This is a genomic window from Aeromicrobium sp. Root495 (genome assembly GCF_001426755.1).
Lineage (GTDB): Bacteria > Actinomycetota > Actinomycetes > Propionibacteriales > Nocardioidaceae > Aeromicrobium.
The window spans coordinates 1,733,112-1,757,255 of the sequence record NZ_LMFJ01000001.1 but is presented as its reverse complement, the minus strand read 5'-3'; the positions used below and the strand labels follow the sequence as shown (position 1 = coordinate 1,757,255).

Annotated in this window: 24 protein-coding genes; 15 read left to right on the top strand and 9 right to left on the bottom strand. The window is 70.8% G+C overall.

Annotated elements, in window-relative coordinates:
• Positions 1-170: 170 nt before the first annotated feature.
• From ASD11_RS08760 to ilvC, 4 genes are all read left to right on the top strand, one after another.
• Complete coding sequence (locus ASD11_RS08760) at positions 171-1,490, top strand: M15 family metallopeptidase (RefSeq protein WP_082554249.1); 1,320 nt, start codon at positions 171-173, stop codon at positions 1,488-1,490.
• Between the two features lie 253 nt (positions 1,491-1,743).
• A complete protein-coding gene (locus ASD11_RS08755; protein WP_056285965.1) occupies positions 1,744-3,531 on the top strand; it encodes an acetolactate synthase large subunit in 1,788 nt (595 codons plus the stop codon).
• A 37-nt stretch (positions 3,532-3,568) separates the two neighbouring features.
• Positions 3,569-4,102 carry an acetolactate synthase small subunit gene (gene ilvN, locus ASD11_RS08750; RefSeq protein ID WP_056285962.1) on the top strand — a complete coding sequence of 178 codons (534 nt, stop codon included), beginning with the start codon at positions 3,569-3,571 and terminating at the stop codon, positions 4,100-4,102.
• Positions 4,103-4,133: 31 nt separating this feature from the next.
• Positions 4,134-5,159 carry a ketol-acid reductoisomerase gene (ilvC, locus tag ASD11_RS08745; RefSeq protein ID WP_056285960.1) on the top strand — a complete coding sequence of 342 codons (1,026 nt, stop codon included), beginning with the start codon at positions 4,134-4,136 and terminating at the stop codon, positions 5,157-5,159.
• Between the two features lie 63 nt (positions 5,160-5,222).
• Here ilvC and yczR read toward each other — a convergent pair whose 3' ends face one another.
• Positions 5,223-6,662, bottom strand: a complete 1,440-nt coding sequence (gene yczR, locus ASD11_RS08740) for a MocR-like transcription factor YczR (protein ID WP_082554247.1) — start codon at positions 6,660-6,662, stop codon at positions 5,223-5,225.
• A 60-nt stretch (positions 6,663-6,722) separates the two neighbouring features.
• Here yczR and ASD11_RS18090 point away from each other — a divergent pair, with 60 nt between their 5' ends.
• Both ASD11_RS18090 and yczE read left to right on the top strand, forming a co-directional pair.
• Positions 6,723-6,866, top strand: coding sequence for a hypothetical protein (locus ASD11_RS18090; protein ID WP_156464647.1), 144 nt, complete (start codon positions 6,723-6,725; stop codon positions 6,864-6,866).
• The gene (yczE, locus tag ASD11_RS08735; protein WP_056285955.1) at positions 6,863-7,501 is read left to right on the top strand and encodes a membrane protein YczE; all 639 of its coding nucleotides are present in this window, start codon (positions 6,863-6,865) and stop codon (positions 7,499-7,501) included. Before ASD11_RS18090 ends, yczE begins: the two co-directional genes overlap by 4 nt.
• Here the strand turns inward: yczE and ASD11_RS08730 are convergent.
• Positions 7,498-8,061 carry an O-methyltransferase gene (locus tag ASD11_RS08730; protein WP_056285952.1) on the bottom strand — a complete coding sequence of 188 codons (564 nt, stop codon included), beginning with the start codon at positions 8,059-8,061 and terminating at the stop codon, positions 7,498-7,500. The genes yczE and ASD11_RS08730 overlap by 4 nt on opposite strands.
• Positions 8,062-8,570: 509 nt before the next feature.
• Between ASD11_RS08730 and ASD11_RS08725 the strand changes: the two genes are divergently transcribed.
• From ASD11_RS08725 to aspA, 3 genes are all read left to right on the top strand, one after another.
• Complete coding sequence (locus ASD11_RS08725; protein ID WP_056285948.1) at positions 8,571-9,632, top strand: 3-isopropylmalate dehydrogenase; 1,062 nt, start codon at positions 8,571-8,573, stop codon at positions 9,630-9,632.
• A 39-nt stretch (positions 9,633-9,671) separates the two neighbouring features.
• Entirely contained in the window at positions 9,672-10,766 is a 1,095-nt protein-coding gene (locus ASD11_RS08720; RefSeq protein ID WP_056285945.1) for a branched-chain amino acid aminotransferase, read from the top strand.
• Between the two features lie 81 nt (positions 10,767-10,847).
• Positions 10,848-12,263, top strand: coding sequence for an aspartate ammonia-lyase (gene aspA / locus ASD11_RS08715; RefSeq protein ID WP_056285942.1), 1,416 nt, complete (start codon positions 10,848-10,850; stop codon positions 12,261-12,263).
• A gap of 241 nt (positions 12,264-12,504) precedes the next feature.
• On the opposite strand, the gene ASD11_RS08710 is transcribed toward aspA, so the two are convergent.
• On the bottom strand, positions 12,505-13,194 hold the full coding sequence (locus ASD11_RS08710) for a hypothetical protein (protein ID WP_056285939.1): 690 nt from the start codon (positions 13,192-13,194) through the stop codon (positions 12,505-12,507).
• Between the two features lie 159 nt (positions 13,195-13,353).
• On the opposite strand from ASD11_RS08710, the gene cimA reads away from it, so the two are divergent.
• Positions 13,354-15,006 carry a citramalate synthase gene (gene cimA, locus ASD11_RS08705; RefSeq protein ID WP_056285936.1) on the top strand — a complete coding sequence of 551 codons (1,653 nt, stop codon included), beginning with the start codon at positions 13,354-13,356 and terminating at the stop codon, positions 15,004-15,006.
• Between the two features lie 23 nt (positions 15,007-15,029).
• Positions 15,030-15,902, top strand: coding sequence for a hypothetical protein (locus tag ASD11_RS08700; protein ID WP_156464646.1), 873 nt, complete (start codon positions 15,030-15,032; stop codon positions 15,900-15,902).
• A 43-nt stretch (positions 15,903-15,945) separates the two neighbouring features.
• Here the strand turns inward: ASD11_RS08700 and ASD11_RS08695 are convergent, their stop codons facing one another.
• Genes ASD11_RS08695 through ASD11_RS08670 form a run of 6 tightly spaced genes read right to left on the bottom strand, consistent with a single transcriptional unit; the run spans position 15,946 to position 20,236 of the window.
• Positions 15,946-16,392: a GNAT family N-acetyltransferase gene (locus ASD11_RS08695; RefSeq protein WP_200940108.1), complete on the bottom strand. Its 447-nt coding sequence runs from the start codon at positions 16,390-16,392 to the stop codon at positions 15,946-15,948.
• Positions 16,389-17,273: a 3-methyladenine DNA glycosylase gene (locus ASD11_RS08690; RefSeq protein ID WP_235503279.1), complete on the bottom strand. Its 885-nt coding sequence runs from the start codon at positions 17,271-17,273 to the stop codon at positions 16,389-16,391. The genes ASD11_RS08695 and ASD11_RS08690 overlap by 4 nt, the downstream gene beginning before the upstream one ends.
• Complete coding sequence (locus ASD11_RS08685) at positions 17,263-17,679, bottom strand: Fur family transcriptional regulator (RefSeq protein WP_056285928.1); 417 nt, start codon at positions 17,677-17,679, stop codon at positions 17,263-17,265. Before ASD11_RS08685 ends, ASD11_RS08690 begins: the two co-directional genes overlap by 11 nt.
• A gap of 9 nt (positions 17,680-17,688) precedes the next feature.
• On the bottom strand, positions 17,689-18,537 hold the full coding sequence (locus tag ASD11_RS08680; RefSeq protein ID WP_056288623.1) for a metal ABC transporter permease: 849 nt from the start codon (positions 18,535-18,537) through the stop codon (positions 17,689-17,691).
• Positions 18,537-19,289 carry a metal ABC transporter ATP-binding protein gene (locus ASD11_RS08675; protein WP_056285925.1) on the bottom strand — a complete coding sequence of 251 codons (753 nt, stop codon included), beginning with the start codon at positions 19,287-19,289 and terminating at the stop codon, positions 18,537-18,539. Before ASD11_RS08675 ends, ASD11_RS08680 begins: the two co-directional genes overlap by 1 nt.
• Entirely contained in the window at positions 19,286-20,236 is a 951-nt protein-coding gene (locus tag ASD11_RS08670) for a metal ABC transporter solute-binding protein, Zn/Mn family (RefSeq protein WP_056285921.1), read from the bottom strand. The genes ASD11_RS08675 and ASD11_RS08670 overlap by 4 nt, the downstream gene beginning before the upstream one ends.
• 166 nt (positions 20,237-20,402) lie before the next feature.
• On the opposite strand from ASD11_RS08670, the gene ASD11_RS08665 reads away from it, so the two are divergent.
• From ASD11_RS08665 to ASD11_RS08650, 4 genes are all read left to right on the top strand, one after another.
• Positions 20,403-21,794, top strand: a complete 1,392-nt coding sequence (locus ASD11_RS08665) for a glycine--tRNA ligase (RefSeq protein ID WP_056285916.1) — start codon at positions 20,403-20,405, stop codon at positions 21,792-21,794.
• Positions 21,795-21,819: 25 nt separating this feature from the next.
• On the top strand, positions 21,820-22,413 hold the full coding sequence (locus ASD11_RS08660) for a hypothetical protein (RefSeq protein WP_056285911.1): 594 nt from the start codon (positions 21,820-21,822) through the stop codon (positions 22,411-22,413).
• 90 nt (positions 22,414-22,503) lie between these two features.
• Positions 22,504-23,421 carry an ABC transporter ATP-binding protein gene (locus ASD11_RS08655; RefSeq protein ID WP_056285909.1) on the top strand — a complete coding sequence of 306 codons (918 nt, stop codon included), beginning with the start codon at positions 22,504-22,506 and terminating at the stop codon, positions 23,419-23,421.
• Positions 23,418-24,144: ABC transporter permease (locus ASD11_RS08650; protein ID WP_156464763.1), on the top strand; the 727-nt coding region annotated here is incomplete at its 3' end. The genes ASD11_RS08655 and ASD11_RS08650, both read left to right, overlap by 4 nt.

Genomic DNA, 24,144 nt, shown 5'->3' with positions numbered 1-24,144 from the left:
ATCAGGGGCGCTTCCTGGTTCGCTGCGCTCGGATCAGGGGCGCTTCCTGGTTCGCTGCGCTCGCATCAGGGGCGCTTCCTGGTTCGCTGCGCTCGCACCAGAGGCTGTTCGCGTCGGCGGCGTGTGGCGAAGCGGGGGCGGTTCGAGTGGGGTTGATCTAGATTCTTCCCATGTTCTCTCGGGTGGGGATGGTCCTTGTCGTCGTCGTGGCCCTGTTGGCGCCGGTCGCGGTGCAGGCGGACGAGCCGGTCGAGCCGGCAGGACCCACCGTCGCGTGGGGCGCGAACATCACCGCCGAGACCGGCGTGCGCACGAGTGCTCGCGCCACCGTCACCTTCCCGAGCGGCAGCGAGCCGGCGCCGTTCGTCGTGGTCGTCGAGAAGGCCTCGGGCGAGGGATGGGCCGAGCTCTCCCGGTCCGAGTCGCCCTCGGTCGACGTCCCGGTGCGTGTGCTCCGCGGACGGACCCAGCTGAGGGCGCGGCTGCTCGTGGCGGACCAGGAGGTCAGCAGCGACACCCTGACCGTGGCCGGGACGCGGGCGAGGGTCGGCGCCACGCTCTCCATGCCGTCGCGGGCCAGGGACTACCAGTGGATCAAGGCGAGCGTCACGGTCAGGCGTCGCCACGACAAGCTGTCGCTCAACGTGGTGGCCAAGCTCAAGCTCCGCAGGAGCGGTGAGAAGGCGTGGCGCACGGTCGCCTCCCTGCGGGTGAAGGAAGGCGTCAAGCGGATCAACCTCAAGCCGCGCCACGACGGCACCTACAAGCTCATGACGCAGGGCACCGAGACGCTGCTGCCCACCACGGCCACACCGCGGGCCTTCGACAACCTCCCGCCGGGCAGCCGCGTCGTCATCCCCCGGGGTGCGTCCCGCCCCTCCGTCACGGTGCCCGCACAGCCCCGTGCCGCACGCATCGCCGCAGACGCCACCGTCTCCAGGCTGTCCGACGCCGTGTGGTCGTCCATGAAGGGACGCACGTGGCGCAAGGGCTGCCCCGTCGGCCGGGGCGGCCTGCGCATCGTCCGGGTCTCCTACTGGGCGTTCGACGGGTACGTCCGGCGAGGCGAGATCGTCGTCCGGGCCGCGTCGGCGTCGCGCACCAAGAAGATCTTCACCGACCTGTTCAAGGCCAAGGCTCCCGTCCGGAGCATGTATCGCGTCGACCGCTTCGGCTACAGCACGAGCCTCAAGGGCGGCGACGACCACGAGTCGATGCGCGCCGACAACACGTCGGGCTTCAACTGCCGGAAGGTCGTCGGCAACACGCGCTACGTCAGTCCGCACTCGTACGGCACGTCGATCGACATCAACCCCTGGGAGAACCCGTACCGTTCCGCGTCGGGCTACACGCCCAACAAGAGCTGGCACAAGCGCTCGAAGCCGGCATCGGTCACGTACCGGGGGAGTGGCGACCCGGTCGTCAAGGTCTTCCGCAAGCACGGGTTCCGTTGGCTCGGGAAGGCCGACCTCCATCACTTCCAGGACTGACCACCGAGAGCCCGTTCTGTCGTCCGCATGGTGGACCGATCCGTCTCGGGATTTGACCACCTTGGAGGGGCGGGGCAGACTGAGCGGGTGCACGTGGAGCTTCTTGTAGTAGCCGCCTGACGCGACGACCCCACCGGTCCCGCGTCTCCCTCCGAATGCCATCTACCGTTGGCCGGGGGGTTTTTTCATGCAGCGGCATGGAACGGCCACCGGGCAGCACCCCGCACGATCACGACGAAACGAAGGAACAGCCATGACGGAACAGGTCACGAGGCCCCAGACGGAGACGATCACGGGCGCGCAGAGCCTCGTCCGTGCGCTGGAGCAGGCCGGTGTCGAGGTCATCTTCGGCATCCCCGGCGGCGCCATCCTGCCGGCGTACGACCCGCTGTTCGACAGCTCGATCCGCCACATCCTCGTGCGCCACGAGCAGGGCGCAGGCCATGCCGCGCAGGGCTACGCCATGGTCACCGGTGAGGTCGGCGTCTGCATGGCCACGTCGGGCCCGGGCGCCACCAACCTCGTCACGGCCATCGCCGACGCGTACATGGACTCCGTCCCGATCGTCGCCATCACGGGCCAGGTCTCCTCCCAGCTCATCGGGACTGACGGCTTCCAGGAGGCCGACATCCGGGGCATCACGATGCCCATCACGAAGCACAGCTACCTCGTGACCGATCCGGCCGAGATCCCGCGCGTCATCGCCGAGGCCTTCCACATCGCGGGCACCGGCCGCCCCGGACCCGTCCTCGTCGACATCGCGAAGGACGCCCTCCAGGGCGCCACCACGTTCGAGTGGCCCACGGAGCTGGCCCTGCCCGGGTACCGACCCACCACGCGTCCGCACGGCAAGCAGGTCCGCGAGGCGGCCCGGCTCCTCGTGGCGGCCGAGCGCCCCGTCCTCTACGTGGGCGGCGGCGTGCTCAAGGCCAACGCCTCGGCCGAGCTGGCCATGCTGGCCGAGCTCACGCAGATCCCCGTGGTCACCACGCTCATGGCGCGGGGCGTCTTCCCCGACTCCCACGAGCTCAACCTCGGCATGCCGGGCATGCACGGCACCGTGGCCGCGGTGGCCGCGCTCCAGAAGTCCGACCTGCTCGTCACGCTCGGCGCCCGCTTCGACGACCGGGTGACCGGCAACCTCGACTCGTTCGCCCCCGACGCCAAGGTCATCCACGCCGACATCGACCCGGCCGAGATCTCCAAGAACCGCACCGCCGACGTGCCCATCGTCGGTGACTGCAAGGAGGTCATCTCCGACCTCGTGGTGGCGCTGCGCAAGATGGCGGACGAGGACGGGGTGCAGGGCGACTACAGCGCCTGGAAGAACCAGATGCTGGGCGTCAAGGCCAAGTTCCCGGTCGCCTACGACAAGCCCGCCGAGGGACTCGCGCCGCAGACGGTCATCGAGCGCATCAGCGCCATCGCCGGTCCCGAGGCCGTGTACTCCTCGGGCGTGGGCCAGCACCAGATGTGGGCGGCGCACTTCGTCGACTACGAGCGTCCGCGCCAGTGGCTCAACTCCGGCGGCGCCGGCACCATGGGCTACGGCGTGCCGGCGGCCATGGGTGCCCAGGTGGGCGCCCCCGACCGTGTCGTGTGGGCCATCGACGGCGACGGCTGCTTCCAGATGACCAACCAGGAGCTCGCCACGTGCGCGCTCGAGGGCATCCCCATCAAGGTCGCGGTCATCAACAACTCGTCGCTCGGCATGGTCCGCCAGTGGCAGACGCTCTTCTACGAGGGCCGCTACTCCAACACCGACCTGAACACGGGGCCGGAGTCCATCGGCGCCCGGCGCATCCCGGACTTCGTGAAGCTGGCCGACGCGTATGGTTGCGTGGGCCTGCGGTGCGACAGCGAGGCCGACCTCGACGCCACCATCGAGAAGGCCATGGCCATCACTGACCGACCCGTCGTCATCGACTTCGTGGTCGAGCGCGACGCCATGGTCTGGCCCATGGTGGCCGCCGGCACCAGCAACGACGACATCAAGATCGCGCGCGACCTCGCGCCCGAGTGGGACGGGGAGGACCTCTGATGAGCGAGCTCCGACGAACGACGGAGGCGACGGCACGATGACGACCCAGCACACCTTGTCGGTCCTCGTGGAGAACACGCCGGGTGCGCTCGCGCGCGTCTCGAGCCTGTTCATGCGCCGCGGCTTCAACATCGACTCCCTCGCCGTCGGTCCCACCGAGATCCCCGAGATCTCGCGCATGACCATCGTCGTGAGCGTCGACGACCTCCCGCTCGAGCAGGTCACCAAGCAGCTCAACAAGCTCGTCAACGTGCTCAAGATCGTCGAGCTCGACTCCGCGAGCGCCGTCGAGCGCGAGCTCATGCTCATCAAGGTCAAGACCGACGCCGCCACGCGCGGCCAGGTGCTCGAGACCGTCCAGCTCTTCCGGGCCAAGGTCGTCGACGTCGCCGTCGACGCCGTCACGATCGAGGCCACGGGCGACGCCGGCAAGCTCAACGCCATGCTCAACGTCCTCGAGCCGTTCGGCATCCGCGAGATCGCCCAGTCCGGTCGCGTCGCGATCGGCCGTGGCGCCCGTTCCATCACCGACCGGACCCTGCGCGCCGTTCCCGGCTCGCAGGTCGTCTGACCCCGTTTCCACGTCCAGCAAGGAGAATCCAGTGCCCGAGTTGTTCTACGACGACGACGCCGACCTGTCCATCATCCAGGGCCGCAACGTCGCGGTCATCGGCTACGGAAGCCAGGGTCACGCCCACGCGCTCAACCTGCGCGACTCCGGCGTCGACGTCCGCATCGGCCTCAAGGAGGGCTCCAAGAGCCGCGCCAAGGCCGAGGCCGAGGGTCTGCGCGTCCTGAGCGTCGCCGACGCCATCGAGGAGGCCGACGTCGTCGTGATCCTCGCGCCCGACCAGGTGCAGCGCACGCTGTACGCCGAGGAGATCGCGCCCAACCTGGTCGCGGGCGACGCCCTCGTCTTCGGTCACGGCTTCAACATCCGCTTCGGCTACATCACGCCCCCCGAGGGCGTCGACGTCGTGCTCGTGGCCCCCAAGGCCCCCGGTCACACCGTGCGTCGTGAGTTCGTCGACGGCCGCGGCATCCCCGACATCATCGGTGTCGAGCAGGACGCCACCGGCAAGGCGTGGGACCTCGCGCTCTCGTACGCCAAGGCCATCGGCGGCACGCGCGCCGGCGTCATCAAGACGACCTTCACCGAGGAGACCGAGACCGACCTCTTCGGCGAGCAGGCCGTCCTGTGCGGCGGTGTCTCGCACCTCGTCCAGGCGGGCTTCGAGACCCTCACCGAGGCCGGCTACCAGCCCGAGATCGCCTACTTCGAGGTCCTGCACGAGCTCAAGCTCATCGTCGACCTCATGTGGGAGGGCGGCATCGCCAAGCAGCGGTGGAGCATCTCCGACACCGCCGAGTACGGCGACTACGTCTCCGGCCCGCGCATCATCGACGCCGGCGTGAAGCAGCGCATGCAGGACGTCCTCGCCGACATTCAGAACGGCGCGTTCGCCGAGCGCTTCATCGCCGACCAGGACGCCGGCGCCAAGGAGTTCAACGAGCTCCGTGAGAAGGAGGCGGGTCACCCCATCGAGGCCACCGGCAAGGCGCTCCGGTCGCACTTCTCGTGGACCTCGGGCGACTCCGACTACATCGAGGGCTCCGCGGCTCGCTGATCCTCGGCAGCCCCCTCAGAAGGCGTCCGCCCCGCACGGGGTGGGCGCCTTCTGTCGTGCGCCCTACGCGATGAGGTCGAGTGCGGGGGAGCGGCCGGGCACGGAGGGGCGCCCGGAGCGCACGTCGTCGTAGGCGGCGGCGAGCCGGCGCACGGCCTCGGTGAGCGTGTCGAGCGGCTGCGTGTAGGCCAGGCGCAGGTGCCGCTCTCCGGCGGCCGTGGCCTGGGCGTAGAAACGCGGTCCGGCGGTGAGCAGGAGGCCGTGCTGCGCCGCGGCCGCCGTGAGTCTTGAGGAGTCCCGTCCGGGCAGCGTGACCCAGAGGTTGAGGCCGCCGGCCGGGCACGGGGCCGAGATCTCGGGCAGCTCGCGCGCCAGCTCGCCGAGCAGGTGGTCGCGCGCGGTCCGCAGGATGGCCCGTCCGGCGGCGGCGGTCTGGCCACCCTCGGTGAGCAGCTCGGTGACGACGTACTGGTCGAACGCCGAGCTGCCCAGGTCGACCGACATGCGGGCCTGGACGAGCGGCAGGACGAGGTCGTGCGGCACGCGCATCCAGCCCACCCGCAGGCCGCCCCAGAAGGGCTTGGAGGACGAGCCCACGAGGATCGCCCGGTCGTCGTAGCAGGCGAACGGCGCCGGCAGCTCCACGCCGTCGAGGTTCACGGCGTGGAGCGACTCGTCGACGATCGGGAGCACGTCGTGGCGGCGCAGCTCGCGGGCCCAGGCGGATCGCTCCTCGTCGGTCATGACGGCCGCGGTGGGGTTGTGGAACTCGGGGATGAAGTACGCCATCCGGTGCCGGCCGCCGGCCAGCTGGGCGCGCAGGGCCTCGAGGTCCCACGGCCGGTCGCCCACGGGGAGCGGAGCGAGCCGCCCGCCCACTGCGGTGAAGGCCTCGTGCCCGTGCGGATAGCTCAGGCCCTCGACGAGCACGCGCTCGCCGGGGCGCAGGAAGGTCCGGGCGAGGAGCGAGATGGACCCGATGGCGCCGTTGGTCACGATGATCTGGCTCGGGTCGGTGGGCAGGCCGCGGTCGGCGTAGTGCTGGGCGAGCGCCTCGCGCAGGACGGGCAGCCCGTCCGGGAGGTAGCCCGGGGTGCCGATGACGCTGGACAGACGCGAGACGGCTCGCTCGAAGGCCCGCCCCAGGCCGGGAGCGCCCGCGGGCGCGGAGTAGGTGAGCGCGATCGTGTCGGCGTCGTCGGGGGTGATGATGAGGCTGCTCGTGGCGGCCTGGCCGAGGGGGACCCGCACCACGCTGCCCGACCCTCGCCGCGACATCACGAGACCGGCGTCGCGCAGCTCGCTGTAGACGCGGGCCGTGGTGGTGCGGCTGACGCCCAGGGCGGCAGCGAGCTCGCGCTCGCTCGGAAGCCGGGTGCCGTCGGTGAGTCGACCGTCGACCATGAGCAGACGGATCCGCTCGGTGATCTCGCGGTAGGCGCTCTGATCGGACTCCAGCTCTCCGAGGAGCCTGGCGAGGGTCGGGGCCGACACAGCAGTCATGAGGCCACCTTCTCACAATTGGCTATTCAAAGAAAGGCCAATCAGGTCCAGGCTGGACCCATGTTCTTGATCGTGCTGCTCCTGGGGGTCGTCGTGACCTCCCTCGTCATGCTCGTGCTCATGGTGCGCGCGGACGGCCGTGGCTGGCGTCCGCCGCCGGTCACGCGCCTCGGCGACGACCTGCACCGGACGTGGCCCCGATGACGGGGCGCGTCGCGGGCTCGGTGCCCGGGCGCTTCCTCCGACTGCTCGTGGGCCTGTGGCTCTACGGCGCCACCATGGCGCTGCTCGTCGAGGCCGAGCTGGGCCTCGACCCGTGGGACGTCTTCCACCAGGGCGTCGAGCAGCACGTGGGACTGTCCTTCGGACAGATCGTGATCGTCACGGGGGCCGTGCTCCTGCTCCTGTGGATCCCGCTGCGCCAGCGCCCCGGGATCGGGACGATCCTCAACGTGGTCCTGATCGGCATCGCCGTCGACGTCACGCTGGCCTGGCTGCCCACCCCGGACGAGCTCCCCGTGCGCGTGGCCTTCCTCGTGCTCGGCGTCGTCGGCAACGGGCTCGCCGGGGCGCTCTACATCGGCTCCGGCTTCGGCGCGGGACCCCGCGACGGGCTGTGGAGGGGCGTCGTGGCGCGCACGGGCCTCAGCACGAGGCTCGTGCGGACGACGCTCGAGGTGCTCGTCCTGGCGGTCGGCTTCGTCCTGGGAGGGACGGTCGGTGTGGGCACGGTGCTCTACGCGCTCACGATCGGGCCCGTCGTGCAGCTCTTCCTCGGGCTGCTGGGCGACCGGCCACAGGCCTCGAGGGCGCAGCCCGTCGAGACGCCTGCGGTCTAGCGGCGGGTGGCGATGAGCAGCGACGCGTCGGGGTCGATCAGCATCTCCACGGCGGCGAAGCGCTCGTCGGTGAGCCACTGCTCGCGCACCGAGTCCACCGAGCCGTCCACGATGGGCGGCCAGAAGGGCGAGGGGACGAAGTCGTCGAGCACCGCGATGCCGCCGGGCTCGAGCAGGCCGGCGATGACGTCGATGGACTCCATCACCTCGCGGACATCCACGAAGAGCAGCGAGAACGGGGCGTACTGCTCGAGCGTCGACCAGTCGCCGGAGATGATCTCGACGTTGTCGACGTCGGCGAAGATCTTCTGCACGTCCTCGGCGAGCGAGGGGTCGAGCTCCGCGCTCACGATGCGTGCCGTCTTGGGCGCGCCGCTGGAGAGCCAGGCCGAACCGACACCGGTTCCGGTGCCCAGCTCGGCGAGCGTGCCCTCGCGGGAGGCCGCGAGCGTGGCGAGCAGCCGACCGGTCTCGTGGCGCGTGGCAGAGATGAATCCGCGCTGGCGCGACAGGTTGAGCGTCGCCGAGACGATGACCGGGATCTCCGAGGGTGCGCTCACCGGCCCAGTCTCGCAGGACTCCTTCGAGCCGCCTCCTGCGGTCTCACCGGACGAGACACACCTCACGAAGTGCGGACGGGCCCGCGGATCGCGTGGCAGACTGGACGGGTGCGGAAGCAGCTCGTAGTCATCGCTTGCCGCGGCAGGGCCTCATAGGGCCATCCCTGCCGCGGAGTCTTGGCGTTGGCCCGACGTTCCGCCGCAGGGAATGCTGATCACGACCTGATCCATCTTCTGTCTCCTCGGTCGACCACCGGGCTCGCGCCCACGGAACGTCGGACCTCGTCGGTTCCCGCCGTCGTACTGACCGACCGACCACACAGGAGACACATCATGAACCCTCAGATCATCGAGTGGGGCCCCGCCCACCTGCGCGACGACGCCATGCCCGTCGACGTCGAGCCGACCGACCGGCCCGACGACAACTGACGGACGGGGCGCCTCGGCTGTGACCGCATCGCGAGATCGCGGTTTCACATGCCGAGACGCCCCGTCCTAGGATGGATGCCATGACTCGCTCCTTCTCCCTCGCCGTCGTCCCCGGCGACGGCATCGGCCCGGAGGTCACCTCCGAGGCCCTCGCCGTCCTGAACCAGGTCGCCGCCGAGCACGACGCCTCGTTCGGGACCACCGAGTACGACCTCGGCGCGAAGCGCTACCACGCCACCGGCGAGACCCTGCCGGACTCGGTCCTGAGCGAGATCCGCGGCCAGGATGCGATCCTGCTCGGCGCCGTGGGCGACCCCAGCGTGCCCTCGGGCGTGCTGGAGCGCGGCCTGCTGCTGAAGCTGCGATTCGAGCTCGACCACTACGTCAACCTGCGTCCGAGCAAGCTCTTCCCCGGCGTCCCCACGCCGCTGGCGAACCCGGGCGACATCGACTTCGTGGTCGTGCGCGAGGGGACCGAGGGTCCGTACGTGGGCAACGGCGGAGCCATCCGCGTGGGCACGCCGCACGAGCTCGCCACCGAGGTCAGCATCAACACGGCCTACGGCGTCGAGCGCGTCGTGCGCGACGCCTTCGCGCGGGCCCAGGCGCGTCAGCGCAAGAAGCTGACGCTCGTGCACAAGAACAACGTGCTCGTGCACGCCGGACACCTCTGGACGCGCACGGTCGACGCCGTGGCGGCGGAGTTCCCGGACGTCACCACCGACTACCTGCACGTCGACGCGGCCACGATCTTCCTGGCCACCGACCCGGCACGCTTCGACGTCATCGTCACCGACAACCTCTTCGGCGACATCCTCACCGACCTCGCCGCGGCCATCACCGGCGGCATCGGCCTGGCGGCGAGCGGCAACGTGAACCCCGACCGCACGACGCCCAGCATGTTCGAGCCCGTGCACGGCTCGGCGCCCGACATCGCCGGGCAGGGCAAGGCCGACCCCACGGCCGCGATCCTGTCGGCCGCACTGCTGCTCGAGCACCTCGAGCTGCCCGAGGCGGCTGCGGAGATCACCGCAGCCGTCGAGGCCGACATCGCCGCCAGGGTGGCCGGCACGCCTCGCTCCACGCAGGAGGTGGGGGAGGCCATCCGCGCACGCGTGGCCGGATCCGTATCGGCGGGCTGACCCTGCCGATCCGATCCTGAAAGGTCTACCGTGAGCACCATGACCATCCCACCGTTCGCCAGCACCCACGAGCCCAGCTCCACCGCTCGGACGGACGCCGACCGCGACGCGATCCTCGTCGATCCCGGCTTCGGCGTGCACTTCACCGACCACATGTTCCTCGCCGAGTGGACCGACACCGCAGGGTGGCACGACGCCCGCGTCGTGCCGTACGGCCCGCTGCAGCTCGATCCCGCCACGGCGGTCCTCCACTACGCGCAGGAGATCTTCGAGGGGCTCAAGGCCTACCGTCACGCCGACGGCTCGGTCTGGACGTTCCGCCCCGAGGCCAACGCCGCCCGGCTCGCCCGCTCGGCCCACCGCCTCGCGCTGCCCGAGCTGCCCGAGGAGTGGTTCCTCGGCTCCATCCGCGCGCTCGTGGAGGCCGACGAGGCCTGGGTGCCTGCGGGGGAGGAGAAGAGCCTCTACCTGCGTCCGTTCATGTTCGCCTCGGAGGCGTTCCTCGGGGTCCGTCCCAGCCGGCACGTCACCTACTCGGTGATCGCCTCGCCGGCCGGCGCCTACTTCCCGGGTGGGGTCAAGCCCGTCGACATCTGGCTGTCGCAGGAGTACTCGCGCGCCGGCGCCGGGGGGACCGGCGCGGCCAAGACCGGCGGCAACTACGCCTCCAGCCTCCTCCCGCAACAGGAGGCCTCCGCCCACGGCTGCGCCCAGGTGGCGTTCCTGGACTCCACCGAGAAGAAGTGGATCGAGGAGCTCGGCGGCATGAACCTGTACTTCGTGCAGGCCGACGGCTCCATCGTCACGCCCGAGCTCTCCGGCTCCATCCTCGAGGGCATCACCCGCGACTCCATCGTGCAGCTGGCGCGGGACCGCGGCCACGAGGTCGTCGAGCGTCGGGTGAGCATCGACGAGTGGCGTGAGGGCACCGCCGACGGCACCATCACCGAGGTCTTCGCCTGCGGGACGGCTGCTGTCGTGACGCCGGTGGGCTCGCTCAAGTGGCCGGACGGCCAGGCCGTCGCCGGCGACGGCTCGGCCGGCAAGGTCACGATGGACCTGCGCTCGGCACTCGTCGACATCCAGTACGGACGTGCCGACGACCCGCACCGTTGGATGAGCCGGCTCGTCTGAGGCTTCGACGGGCTCAGGCAGCGTCCGCCGCCTGAGCCTGTCGAAGGGCCCTCCGACGGTCACCTGTGATCTGATCGGGGTATGACCACCGTCACACCCATCACCCGAACCGAGCACGACCTCATCGGCGACCGGGAGATCCCCGTCGACGCCTACTGGGGCGTGCACACCCTCCGCGCGCAGGAGAACTTCCCGATCACCGGCATCACGATCGGCACGAGTCCCTTCCTCGTGGAGGCTCTCGCCGCCGTGAAGGAGGCCGCTGCGGCCACCAACCACGAGCTGGGGCTGCTCGACGACGACCGGTACGCAGCGATCCGGCAGGCCTGCGAGGAGATCCGGGCCGGCGCGCTCCACGACGAGTTCGTCGTCGACGTCATGCAGGGCGGCGCCGGCACGTCCACCAACATGAACGCCAACGAGGTCGTGGCCAACCGCGCCCTCGAGATCCTCGGCCACGCCAAGGGCGACTACGCCTTCCTCCACCCCAACGAGCACGTCAACCTCAGCCAGTCCACCAACGACGTCTACCCGACGTCGGTCAAGATCGCGATCATCCTGGCCACCCACGCGCTCCTCGAGGGCATGGAGGACCTCGAGCAGTCGTTCGCCCGCAAGGCGGCCGAGTTCCACGACGTCCTCAAGATGGGCCGCACGCAGCTGCAGGACGCCGTGCCCATGACTCTGGGGCAGGAGTTCAACACGTACGCCGTCATGCTGGCCGAGGACCGGAGCCGCCTGTCCGAGGCCGTCATGATGCTGCACGAGATCAACCTCGGCGCCACGGCCATCGGCACCCAGCTCAACGCCCCGCGGGGCTACGTCCCGCTCGCGTGCGAGCACCTCGCACGGCTGACCGGGCTCCCGCTCGTGAGCGCGACCGACCTCATCGAGGCCACGCAGGACTGCGGCGCGTTCGTGCAGCTCTCCGGGGTGCTGAAGCGCATCGCCGTCAAGCTCTCGAAGATCTGCAACGACCTGCGGCTGCTGTCGTCGGGCCCGCGAGCCGGGTTCAACGAGATCAACCTCCCGGCCGTCCAGGCGGGCTCGAGCATCATGCCGGGCAAGGTGAACCCGGTGATCCCCGAGGTGGTCAACCAGGTGTGCTTCCAGGTCATCGGGATGGACGTCACGGTGACGATGGCGGCCGAGGGCGGCCAGCTCCAGCTCAACGCCTTCGAGCCGGTCATCTGCTACTCGTTGTCGTCGGGCCTGTGGCGGATGCGGGAGGCGATGCGGGTGCTCGCGCACCGGTGCGTCGACGGCATCACGGCCAACGAGGACCTCATGCGCCGCGAGGTGGAGAACTCCATCGGGCTCGTCACGGCGCTCAACCCCTTCATCGGCTACGCCGCTGCCACCGAGGTGGCCAAGGAGGCCCTGATGACGGGCCGCGGCGTGGCCGAGCTGGTGCTCGAGAAGGGTCTGCTCCCCGCGGAGCAGCTCGCCGCCATCCTGCGTCCCGAGACCCTCGCCAACCTCGGTCCCCGCAGCTGATCCACCGTCGCCCCGACGCGCCCACCCGCCCGGGGCGGTGCCTCAGCGTCTGTTCGGTGGGGTCGGCCGGGTGGGCGGTGCCTCAGCGTCCGTTCGAGGTGGTCTCGGGTGTCGAAACGGACGCCAGGTCACCGCTCGACGGCGGAGGCCCGGGGGAACGGACGCCAGGTCACCGCTCGACGGCGGAGGCCCGGGGGAACGGACGCCAGGTCACCGCCCTGACGCGGGGCGCTCGTGGAGCTCAGACGAAGAGGGTGGCGGGGTCGTCGTGGAGGGTGACGCGCAGGACGTGGGCGGTCTCGTCGTAGGCGAGGGTGAGGTCGACGCTGCGGTCGGCGGGGGTGGTGGCGGCCTGGGCGTCGCCCAGCCCGAAGGCGATGTCGCGCAGCGTGATGGTGGCCGGACCCACGGGGTCGTGCTCGGGCCACTCCGCGATGAGCCGGTACGCGATGCCCGCCACGACCGCGTCGGTCATGACGTGGGTGGCGCGCTGCACGCCGTCGAGCATCAGCTCGGGGAGGCCGAACTGTGCGAGCCCGTCGGTGGCGAGGAGCCCGTCGTCGAGCCGGTCGTAGTCGAGGACGTACCACTGCGTGGCGTGGGTGAGCGAGACCTCGTCGGGACGCAGCTCGATGACGCGCGGCGGCAGCAGCTCCACCACGAGACCGTCGTGCCGCCGGGCCAGGTCGAGCGCCTGGATGCGGGCGTCGCGCAGGGCCGGGGCGGCCTGCTCGACGGGCACCTCGCTCTGCAGGAGCACCTGGTGCGGACACTCCGCGAGCCGGGCCAGCGCCGCGGGCGACGTCCCGTAGTGGCGGAGCAGGTCGTCATGGGGGAGCGGGAGGTCGTCCTCGTGGTCGAGCCGCTCGGGGGTCAGCACGACGTAGGAGGCCGTGCACGACGGCGGGACGGGGACGGGCCTGGTGGTCATGAGGCCGCTCAGTCTAGACTGACGGACGTGCTGCACCTCTCGAACATCATCGACAGGCGCGCCGGGCACTGAACCACCGCCCGACGCGCTGCCTCCCGATGCCCGGGGGGCATTTTTTTTGGGAGGATGGCGTCGAGCAGGACCAGAAGGGCAACCATCATGAGCACCTCCGCACCCAGCGGTGCACCCGTCCACGGACAGGGTCACGTGTCAGGAGACTTCCACGTCTACGACACGACGATGCGCGACGGCGCCCAGCAGGAGGGCCTCAACCTCTCCGTGCAGGACAAGCTGAACATCGCCCGCCACCTCGACGACCTCGGCGTCGGCTACATCGAGGGGGGCTGGCCCGGATCCAACCCCAAGGACACCGAGTTCTTCGCCCTCGCGGCCAAGGAGCTCGACCTCCGGCACGCCACGCTGGCCGCGTTCGGGTCCACCCGGCGCGCCGGCGTCGCCGCAGCCGACGACCCGCTCGTGGTGGCCCTGCGCGAGTCCGGGGCCCCCGTGGCCACCATTGTGGCGAAGAGCCACGACCGCCACGTCGAGCTGGCGCTGCGCACCACGCTCGAGGAGAACCTCGCCATGGTGAGCGACACCGTGCACTACCTGATCGACGGCGGCCAGCGGGTCTTCGTCGACCTCGAGCACTTCTTCAACGGCTACCTCGCCAACCGTGAGTACGCCCTGCAGGTCGTCACGGCAGCGCAGGAGGCCGGCGCCGAGGTGGCGGTGCTGTGCGACACCAACGGCGGGATGCTGCCCCACCAGGTGGGCGAGATCGTGGCCGACGTCCTGGCCTCCACGGGCATGCGCCTCGGCATCCATGCCCACAACGACACCGGGTGCGCGGTCGCCAACTCCATGGCGGCGGTCCTGGCCGGTGCCACCCACCTGCAGGGCTGCATCAACGGCTACGGCGAGCGCACCGGCAACGCCGACCTCGTCACGAGCGTCGCCAACCTCGAGCTCAAGCTCGACCGGCCCGTGCTGCCCGAGGGTCGGCTGCGCGACGCCACGCGCATCGCGCACGCCGTCGCCGAGATCACCAACTACCCCTCGTCGGCGCGCCAGCCCTACACGGGTGTCTCGTCCTTCGCCCACAAGGCCGGTCTTCACGCCAGCGCCATCCGGGTGGACCCCGACCTCTACCAGCACATCGACCCGGCCCTCGTGGGCAACGACATGCGTCTGCTCGTCTCGGAGATGGCCGGACGCGCCACGATCGAGCTGAAGGGCAAGGAGCTGGGCTACGACCTGGCCTCGGACCCCGAGCGCCTCGCGCGGGTCACCGACCGGGTCAAGGCGCTCGAGCAGCAGGGCTACACGTTCGAGGCCGCCGACGCCTCGTTCGAGCTCCTTCTCGCCGACGAGGTCGAGGGCGGACGTCCCGTCTACTTCGACGTCGAGTCGTGGCGCGTGCTGGCTGAGTCCCACCAGGCCGGTTCGGGCTGGGGCGGGCAGGGCAAGGCCACGGCCGAGGCCACGGTGAAGCTGCGTGCGGGCGGCCGACGGGTCGCCGTCATCGGCGAGGGCAACGGACCGGTCAACGCCCTCGACCACGCTCTGCGTCAGGCCATCGAGCAGACCTACCCCGACGTCGCGCGGTTCCACCTCACCGACTTCCGGGTCCGCATCCTCGACCAGGGACACGGCACCGACGCGGTGACCCGCGTCCTGATCGAGACCTCCGACGGCAAGGACACCTGGGTCACGGTGGGTGTCGGAGCCAACATGATCGAGGCCTCGTGGGAGGCGCTCGTCGACGCCCTCACGTACGGGCTCCGCCAGCACGGGGTCCAGCCCGGGTGAGCGAGGAGCTGCCGGGGGGCGGCGTGTCGCACGAGCCGACCCAGCCCGAGAGGAGCCAGCACCGCGACGACCGCGGCCGACGCCGTCGCGCAGGGCTGTGGTCCATCGCGTTGACCGTGCTGATCGGCCTGGTCGTGGCCGCGTCCGTCGTGGTGGTCCAGGTCCGTCACGACCGCGACGTCGCCACCGCCGACCGCGCCGCGCGTCTGGCCGCGGTCGAGCTGGGCCTGGTCCGCGCCGCCACCGGCCGAGAGCTCGCGGTGGCCGGCGTCGGCCGACCTCGCCAGCTGCAGGCCGTCGCCGTCAAGCGGCTGTCCAGCGTGCCCGTCGCCCCGCCCGTCACGGCCTACGCCGCGGAGCACTCCCAGGCCTACCGCGACGTCGTGCAGGAGCGCGAGGACCTCGCGTCCTCGTTGCGCGGCCTCGCTCTCGTGGCCAAGGACGGCGTCCCGCTCGACGCACTGCTCGACGCCGCCGACGCCGCGCTCGCCGTGCGGCCCACGTCGCTGGCGCCCGTGGGTCTTCAGCGCGACGGCGCGGCCCTGCGCGCCACGGTCGTGGTGGGCATGCGTGACGTGCTGGCGAGGTTCCGGGCGGTCGACGTCCCCGAGGGTCACGAGAAGGTCGCCCGGGCCGTCGAGGGCGCGCTCGAGCACGTCATCACCGAGGCGGAGGCCCTCGCCGCGCGCCTCGACAGCGGCTCGGGCGGCAGCTTCGCCTACGCGGAGCAGTACGAGGCGGCCCAGCAGGCGGTCGACGACGAGCGCACCCGCATGACGGGCGACCTCCAGGAGGCCGTCAACGCGGTGGTCGGCAACGACAGCGGCGTCGTTCCCTCGCCCCGGCCCACGCCGTCCACCTCGGCTCGGCCGGACGATCCCGGCCAGGACGTCTGAGCCAGAGCGTCTGAGCCAGGACGCCTGAGCCACGACGTTCGAGCTACTGGCCGGGCCTGACCATGGGCACGTGCTCGATGCCGGCCTCGAAGAAGTTCTCGCCCGACCGCTCGTAGCCGAACCCGGCGTACCAGTCGTGCAGGTAGGCCTGCGCGCCGATGTGGATCTCGTCGGCCCCCCAGCGGTCGTGCGCCGCTCGGACGAGCCGCCCCGAGAGGCCGAGCCCGCGTTGGTCCTTGCGCGTGCAGACCCGGCCGATCTTGCGGTAGCCGGCCTCAGCGACGTAGGTGCGCAGGTAGCTGCGGATGCCGTGCTCGTCGGCGACCCAGAGGTGGGTGCAGGAGGGCAGCAGGTCGATACCGTCGACGTCGGGCTCGTCGCACTGCTGCTCGACGGCGAAGACGACGTCGCGCACCTGCCAGATGGCGTAGACGTCGGCCGCGGTCAGGTCGGGGCCGTCGACGACGTGGACCTGGTCGGAGGAAGTCACGACGACCAGCCTAGGAGCAGGTCGTCGACGAGGCGCAGGAGGCGGGCCCGCAGGGGAGCGGCCCGTTCCGTGAAGGCGCGCTGGTGCCGCACGTACGCCGCCTTGCCGTCGGGCTCCTCGATGCGGATGGGCTCGAGCCCCAGGGCCGTGAGGTCGTACGGCGAGGCACGCATGTCGACGTGCCGGACGTCGCGGGCCAGCTCGAACGTGTCGAGCACGACGGACGCCTCGACGAACGGCAGGAGGCGGTACGCGATCTTGTAGAGGTCCATCGACGCGTGCAGACAGCCCGGCTGCTCCTGCTCGAGCTGGTCGGGCCGGGTGAGCGTCAGCTCGTTCCGCGGCGCAGCAGCCGCGGTGAAGAACCGGAACGCGTCGACGTGGGTGCACGCCAGGCGGTGGGACTCCACCACCTGGGCCGTGCCCTCGGAGCCCAGGCGCAGGGGGTGCTGCGGGTGGCGCACGGCAGCGTCGTCGCGGTGGACCATGGCCCACTCGTGCAGCCCGAAGCAGCCGAGGCGGGCCGGCCGCCCGGCGGTGCGGGCGAGCAGCTCGCGCGTCCACCGGAGCCCGGGGAGGCGCCGCTCGAGGCGAGCGGGATCGACGGTCACACCGTCGGGAACCTCGACGTAGGCGCCGAGCCGGGCGTACTCGGGAGCGTCGGCAAGGACCATGCCGACCCCGGGGTGCCAGCGCTCCAGCCGGCCGGGGCCGAGGTCGTAGTACTCGAAGAGGAAGTCCTCGACGGGGTGCTTCTCGCGGCGGTGCTGACGTTCGACGTGGGGAGCGGTCCAGACCTGCGCCCGGTCACGGTGGGCCTCGGCCAGCGGGGCCCAGGTCTCGCGGGGGAGGACCTCGCGGACGGCCAGGTCAGGCGTCACGGCAGGACGCGCACGTGCCGAAGATCTCCAGGGTGTGGGCCACCTCGGTGAACCCGTGGTCGGCGGCGATGGTGTCGGCCCACTTCTCGACCGTGGGGCCCTCGACCTCCACCGTGCGACCGCAGCTGCGGCACACGAGGTGGTGGTGGTGACCCGAGCTGCAGCGTCGGTACAGGACCTCGCCCTCGTCGCTGCGCAGCGCGTCGACGAGCTGGGCGTCCACGAGCGACTGGAGGTTGCGGTAGACCGTGGAGAGCCCGATCTTCTCGCCGCCGTGCGTGAGGCGGTCGTGGATGTCCTGGGCGCTCGCGAAGGCCTCGAGGTCGTCGAGGATGGCGCTCACGGCACGTCGCTGGCGCGTGCTGCGCTGGCCCGCGTTGGCGGACTCCGAGATGGCTTCGGGCATGGTTCCTCCTCAGGCCGAGGGTACTGGGTGGGACGCGCTGGAGCGGCGCTGCCGGACCATCCCGACGACGGCGCGGACGGTGGCCGTGAGCCCGAACGCCGTCAGGGCGATGAGCACGATCGTCGGACCGGGCTGGGTGTCGGCCTCGAAGCTCGTCACCACCCCGGCGAGGGCGGCGAGCAGGCCCAGCAGCATGGCGAGGTGGTGGGTGCTGCGGAAGCTGCGGGTGACCTGCTGGGCGGTGGCCACCGGGACCACCATGAGCGCCGACACCAGCAGCAGCCCGACGGTGCGCATGGCCACGGTGATGGTGACGGCGGCCAGGACCGCGATGAGCATGCCGTAGAGGCGCACCGGGAGCCCGCTGACACGGGCGTGGTCCTCGTCCTGGCAGACGGCGAAGAGCTGCGGGCGCAGGCCCAGGCACAGGGTGAGGACGATGGCGCCGAGCACGCCGACGAGCCAGAGGTCGGCCTCGGAGACGGTCACGATGGAGCCGAACAGGTAGGTGTTGAGCGCCGCGCCGCTCTCCCCGGCCAGGCCGGCCAGGAAGACGCCGCCGGCGATGCCGCCGTAGAAGAGCATGGCGAGCGCGACGTCGGCCGAGGTCTTGGCGTAGGCGCGGAGCAGCTCGATGACGAGCGCGCCGGCCACGGCCACCACGACGGCGGTGGCCAGGGGAGCGATGTTGGTGAGCAGGCCGAGCGCCACGCCGGTCAGGGCGACGTGGCCCAGTCCGTCGCCGAGGAGGGCGAGCCGGCGCTGCACGAGGTACGTGCCCACGGCAGGCGCCGTGAGGCCGGTGAAGACCGCGGCGACGAGCGCCATGCGCATGAACGGGTAGTCGAGGATGTCCATCACCACACCCCCTCCGGCGGCACGGCCTGAGCGGGCTGGGCGTCGTCGTCGTGGTGCGGGTGGTCGTGGTGGTCGTCCTCGCTGAGCTGCTCGCACGGGCCGTCGTAGGTGACCCGACCGTCGCTCAGCACCACGGCACGGGACACGAAGGGCCGCACGGGGCCGAGGTCGTGGGCCACGAGGGCCACGGTGGTGCCGTCGGCCACGAGCGAGCCGAGGAGCTCGGCGAGGGCGACGGTGTTCTCGTGGTCGACGCCCGCCGTGGGCTCGTCCATCACGAGCAGCTCGGCGTGGCTCACGAGGGCGCGGGCGATGAGGACGCGCTGGTGCTGGCCGCCCGAGAGCTGCGCCACCGGGCGGGCGTGCAGATGGGCCAGCCCGACGCGCTCGAGGGCCTCGCCCACCGCGGTGCGGTCGATGCGCCGGAACAGGCGGCGCTGCGACAGCAGGCCGGCCGAGACCACCTCGTCGATCGTCGCCGGGACGCCCGGGACCGAGGCGGAGCGCTGCGGCACGTAACCGATCTTGTGCCACTCGCGGAAGGCGTCGATGGGGGTGCCGAAGAGCGTCACCTCACCGCGCGTGGGCGTGATGAGCCCGACCGCGGTGCGCACGAGGGTGGACTTGCCGGAGCCGTTGGCGCCGAGGATCGTGACGAGCTCGCCGGCGCCGACGTGCATGGAGACGTCGCGCAGCACCGGCCTCGCGTCCAGGTGGACGTCGAGGCCGGTGACACGGATGGGATCGGTCATGAACAGTCGTTGGCCTTCTTCAGGGCGTCGAGGTTGCGCTGCATGATCTGCAGGTACGACCGGCCGTCGGTCGCGCCCTCGATGGGGTCGAGCGTAGCCGTCGACGCGCCGGTGGCCTGGGCGACGGTCTGCGCGACCTTGGGGCTCACGAGCTCCTCGGTGAAGACCGTCGTGATGCCGTCCTTCTTCACGAGGTCCGTGATGTCGGCGAGCTGCGAGCCCGACGGCTCGTTGGACGGGTCGAGCCCCGCGATGGGGACCTGCTGGAGGCCGTACTTCGCGGCGAGGTAGCCGAAGGCGGCGTGGCTCGTGACGACGGTGTCGCGCTTGCAGGTCTTCAGGCCCGCCGTGAAGGACGCGTCGAGCGTGGTGAGCTCCTGCTCCAGCTTCGTGGCGTTGGCGCGGTAGGTGGCCGCGTGGTCCGGGTCGGCCTTGACCAGGAGGCCGCCGACGGCCTTGGTGACCGCGACCATGTTGGCCGGGTCGAGCCACACATGCGGGTCGAGGCCGTCCTCGTGCTCGTGGTCGTGACCTTCCTCGTCGTGTCCCTCGTCGTCGTGCTCCTCTAGACCCTCCTCGACGCCGTGCTCCTCCTCGGAAGCCAGCGTCACGACGCTGGAGACGTCGAGCGTCGTGTCCCGGGGGCGGTCGGCCCGCTCGACGGCGTCGTCGACGGCCGACTGGAAGCCCTTCTGGAACACCACGAGGTCGGCGGTCTGGACCGAGGCGACCTGCTTGGGCTTGAGCTCGAGGTCGTGCGGCTCGACGCCCGGCGAGGTCAGGTTGCTGACGTCGACGAGATCGCCTCCGACCTGCTCCACGACCCACGCGTAGGGGTAGAAGTTGGCGTCGACGGAGAGCTTGCCGTTGTCGGCCTCGCCGCTTCCGCAGGCGGAGAGCAGGAGGGCCAGGGGGACGGCGAGGGCGAGGGGGGCGCGCAAGTTCATGAGAACCATTCTCAAGAAGAATGGGAACGGTTGTCAAATCGCGGGCGGCGGCCGGGCCGGGAGGGGCGTGGCCGGTGTCATCCGTAGACTGGGGCGACCCCGGGCGGCCGGTGCCACGGCGCCGACCTCAGGCCCGCCGACATCCAGCCGGAAGTGAGACTTCTCCATGGCTCCAACGTCCCTCGTCGACACCGTCATCAGCCTCTGCAAGCGTCGGGGCTTCGTCTACCAGTGCGGTGAGATCTACGGCGGCACCAAGTCCGCGTGGGACTACGGGCCGCTCGGCACGGAGCTCAAGGAGAACATCAAGCGTCAGTGGTGGCGCTCCATGGTGCAGGGTCGCGACGACGTCGTCGGTCTCGACTCCTCGGTCATCCTCCCCACCGCCGTGTGGGGCGCGTCCGGGCACCTCGCTGCGTTCGTCGACCCGCTCGTCGAGTGCCTCTCGTGCCACCGCCGCTACCGCCAGGACCACCTCCAGGAGGCCTTCGCGGAGAAGAAGGGCCTGCCCGACCCCGACGCCGTGCCCATGACCGACATCGTGTGCGCCAACTGCGGCACGAAGGGTCAGTGGACCGAGCCGCGCATGTTCAACGGCCTGCTCAAGACCTACCTCGGCCCGGTGGAGTCCGAGGAGGGACTGCACTACCTGCGCCCCGAGACCGCCCAGGGCATCTTCGTGAACTTCGCGCAGGTCATGACCACGTCGCGCAAGAAGCCCCCGTTCGGGATCGGCCAGATCGGCAAGAGCTTCCGCAACGAGATCACCCCTGGCAACTTCATCTTCCGCACGCGTGAGTTCGAGCAGATGGAGATGGAGTTCTTCGTCGAGCCCGGCACCGACGAGGAGTGGCACGAGCGCTGGCTCGAGACCCGCATGGGTTGGTACACCGGTCTGGGTGTGAACCCCGAGAACCTCCGGTTCTACGAGCACCCCGCCGAGAAGCTGTCGCACTACTCCAAGCGCACCGTCGACATCGAGTACCGGTTCCGCTTCCAGGGCTCGGAGTGGGGCGAGCTCGAGGGCGTGGCCAACCGCACCGACTTCGACCTCAAGACCCACAGCGAGCACTCCGGCAAGGACCTCTCGTACTTCGACCAGGCCTCCGGCGAGCGCTACACGCCCTACGTCATCGAGCCCGCAGCGGGCGTGAACCGCTCCATGATGGCCTTCCTCGTCGACGCGTACGCGGAGGACGAGGCGCCCAACGCCAAGGGTGGTGTCGACAAGCGCACCGTCCTGCGCCTCGACCACCGGCTCGCCCCGGCCAAGGCCGCCGTGCTGCCGCTGTCGCGCAACGAGCAGCTCTCGCCGGCCGCTCGCAGCCTGGCCGACGAGCTCCGCGGCTACTGGAACGTCGAGTTCGACGACGCGGCCGCCATCGGCAAGCGCTACCGGCGCCAGGACGAGATCGGCACGCCGTTCTGCATCACGGTCGACTTCGAGACGCTGGACGACCAGGCCGTCACGATCCGCGACCGCGACACGATGCAGCAGGAGCGGGTCGGGCTCACGCAGGTCCGCGACTGGCTCGCGGCGCGCCTTCCTGGCTGCTGAGCCCCCCGCGCGCCACAATCGGCGCGTGAGCCGTTCACCGCTGTCCCGCCTCGCTGCCCTGTCGCTCGTCGCCGTGCTGGCCGCCGCCCTGGCGTCCGGCTGCTCGTCCTCGGACGAGGAGCCGAAGGCGAAGCCCGACGTCCCGAAGGGCTTCTCCGTGCCCGCCGGCGTCACGCTGACCGACGCCGGGTCCACGGTGCCGGTGGGTCGGACGGCGACCGTCGTCTACGACCCGGGCGGAGCCGCCAGCGCCGTCTCGGTGCGCATCGACTCGGCCAAGAAGGGCAGGATCTCGGACTTCCGCTTCTTCTCGCTCGACGCCTCCACCAAGCGCTCCACGCCGTACTACGTCCGTGCGACCGTGAAGAACCAGGGGCCGGCCGGTCTCGGCGGCGCCACCGTCCCGCTGTACCTGCACTCGAACGCCAACACGGTGTACCCGCCCAACGAGCTGGTCGGCACGTTCAAGCCGTGTCCCGACGCGACGCTGCCGAAGAGCTTCCTGCCGGAGGCCTCGGCCAAGGTCTGCCTCGTGTACCTCGTGCCCAAGGGCCAGAAGCTGGAGTCGATCGACCTGCAGCCGGCCGACGCCAAGGACGCCGTCCGCTTCACGCCCTGAGTCGCTGAGCCGCGATCCATGACACCTGTCATGGTCCAGTCGTGACGCTCGACCCGGGGAAGGTGCCGGTCCCGGCGCGAGGGTGGAGTCATGGATACCGACACCCCTCCTGCCGTCCGTCTCACGGGCCTCACCAAGACCTTCGGTGACGTCCGGGCCGTCGACGGCATCGACCTCACGATCGAGCCGGGCGAGGTCGTGGCCTTCCTCGGCCCCAACGGCGCCGGCAAGACGACCACCGTCGACATGATGCTCGGCCTCAGCCGGCCCACCTCCGGCACGGTGGAGATCTTCGGCGGCGACGCCCGGAAGGCGGTGGGGCTCGGTCGGGTGGCCGCCGTCATGCAGACCGGCGGCCTCCTCAGGGACTTCACGATCCGCGAGATCGTGGAGCTCACCGCATCCCTCTTCCGGCCCTCGCGGCCCGTCGACGAGGTGCTGGAGCGCGCCGGCCTCACCGAGGTGAGCGACCGGCTCGTGCACAAGGCGTCGGGCGGCCAGCAGCAGCGGCTGCGGTTCGCCATGGCGCTCCTGCCCGACCCCGACCTGCTCGTCCTCGACGAGCCCACCACGGGCATGGACGTGCAGGGACGTCGCGACTTCTGGGGCTCCATCCGGGAGGACGCCCGCCGCGGGCGCACCACCATCTTCGCGACGCACTACCTCGAGGAGGCCGACGCCTACGCCGACCGGATCGTCCTGGTCCGCCGGGGCAGGATCGTCGCCGACGGCACTGCGTCGCAGATCAAGGCCATGGCCTCGGGCCGCATGGTCCGTGCCACGTGGGAGGGCGCCGACGCTCGCGCGCTGGCCGACCTCGACGGCGTCGAGTCCGTCGACGTCCGCGGCGACACCGTCGTCGTGCACGGCAAGGACAGCGACGCCGTCGCGCGCTTCCTGCTGAGCCGGACGCCGGCGAGAGACCTGGAGATCTCGGCCCACAACCTCGAGGACGCGTTCGTCGCCCTCACCGCAGACAGCACCTCCACCGAAGGAGTCAACGCATGAGCACCCTCGACACCACCCGCAGCCTGCCGCCGCTCGGCGGCTACTCACTGACCTACCTGCGCCTGGAGCTGACGCGTCTCGCGCGCAACAGGCGGGCGGTCATCTTCACGCTCGTGATGCCCAGCGCGTTCTTCCTGCTCTTCGGCACGGACAGCTCGTACAAGACCATGTCGGCGGGCGACCACGGCAACGTCACGGCCTACATCATGGTGAGCATGGCGGTGTACGGCGCCATGATCGCCACGACGTCGGGAGGCGCCATGGTGGCGGTCGAGCGGGCGGAGGGCTGGAGCCGGCAGCTGCGACTCACGCCGCTCAACCCGTTGGCCTACGTGCTGCTGAAGGCCACGGTGGCCATGGTCATGGCCTTCGTCGCCCTCGCCGCGGTGTTCGTGGTCGGCTCCCTCGTGGGCGCTGAGCTCTCGTTCGGTCGGCTGGTGCTGTGCGGCGTGCTGGCCTGGGTCTGCTCGCTGGTCTTCGCCGCGTTCGGCCTCTTCATGGGCTACCTGCTCCCCAGCGAGAACGTCATGCAGGTGCTCGGTCCGTCGCTGGCCGTGCTGTCCTTGGCCGGCGGTCTCTTCACCCCGCTCGACCAGTTCAGCAACGTCTTCGCGACCATCGCGAAGTTCACACCGGCCTACGGCGTGGGCGTCCTCTCCCGCAGCCCGTTCGGCGGCGACGAGAGCATCGCCCTCGGTGCCCTGAACGTGCTGGTCTGGGGGG

What these genes read in the sequence shown, in the direction of transcription:
- ilvN (WP_056285962.1), top strand. Translation starts at nt 3,569, where the DNA reads ATGACGACCCAGCACACCTTGTCGGTCCTCGTGGAGAACACGCCGGGT.
- aspA (WP_056285942.1), top strand. Translation starts at nt 10,848, where the DNA reads ATGACCACCGTCACACCCATCACCCGAACCGAGCACGACCTCATCGGC.
- yczR (WP_082554247.1), bottom strand. Translation starts at nt 6,662, where the DNA reads ATGACTGCTGTGTCGGCCCCGACCCTCGCCAGGCTCCTCGGAGAGCTG.
- ASD11_RS08725 (WP_056285948.1), top strand. Translation starts at nt 8,571, where the DNA reads ATGACTCGCTCCTTCTCCCTCGCCGTCGTCCCCGGCGACGGCATCGGC.
- ASD11_RS08655 (WP_056285909.1), top strand. Translation starts at nt 22,504, where the DNA reads ATGGATACCGACACCCCTCCTGCCGTCCGTCTCACGGGCCTCACCAAG.
- ASD11_RS18090 (WP_156464647.1), top strand. Translation starts at nt 6,723, where the DNA reads ATGTTCTTGATCGTGCTGCTCCTGGGGGTCGTCGTGACCTCCCTCGTC.
- cimA (WP_056285936.1), top strand. Translation starts at nt 13,354, where the DNA reads ATGAGCACCTCCGCACCCAGCGGTGCACCCGTCCACGGACAGGGTCAC.
- ASD11_RS08680 (WP_056288623.1), bottom strand. Translation starts at nt 18,537, where the DNA reads ATGGACATCCTCGACTACCCGTTCATGCGCATGGCGCTCGTCGCCGCG.
- yczE (WP_056285955.1), top strand. Translation starts at nt 6,863, where the DNA reads ATGACGGGGCGCGTCGCGGGCTCGGTGCCCGGGCGCTTCCTCCGACTG.
- ASD11_RS08670 (WP_056285921.1), bottom strand. Translation starts at nt 20,236, where the DNA reads ATGAACTTGCGCGCCCCCCTCGCCCTCGCCGTCCCCCTGGCCCTCCTG.
- ASD11_RS08685 (WP_056285928.1), bottom strand. Translation starts at nt 17,679, where the DNA reads ATGCCCGAAGCCATCTCGGAGTCCGCCAACGCGGGCCAGCGCAGCACG.
- ASD11_RS08665 (WP_056285916.1), top strand. Translation starts at nt 20,403, where the DNA reads ATGGCTCCAACGTCCCTCGTCGACACCGTCATCAGCCTCTGCAAGCGT.
- ASD11_RS08760 (WP_082554249.1), top strand. Translation starts at nt 171, where the DNA reads ATGTTCTCTCGGGTGGGGATGGTCCTTGTCGTCGTCGTGGCCCTGTTG.
- ASD11_RS08710 (WP_056285939.1), bottom strand. Translation starts at nt 13,194, where the DNA reads ATGACCACCAGGCCCGTCCCCGTCCCGCCGTCGTGCACGGCCTCCTAC.
- ASD11_RS08675 (WP_056285925.1), bottom strand. Translation starts at nt 19,289, where the DNA reads ATGACCGATCCCATCCGTGTCACCGGCCTCGACGTCCACCTGGACGCG.
- ASD11_RS08720 (WP_056285945.1), top strand. Translation starts at nt 9,672, where the DNA reads ATGACCATCCCACCGTTCGCCAGCACCCACGAGCCCAGCTCCACCGCT.
- ASD11_RS08755 (WP_056285965.1), top strand. Translation starts at nt 1,744, where the DNA reads ATGACGGAACAGGTCACGAGGCCCCAGACGGAGACGATCACGGGCGCG.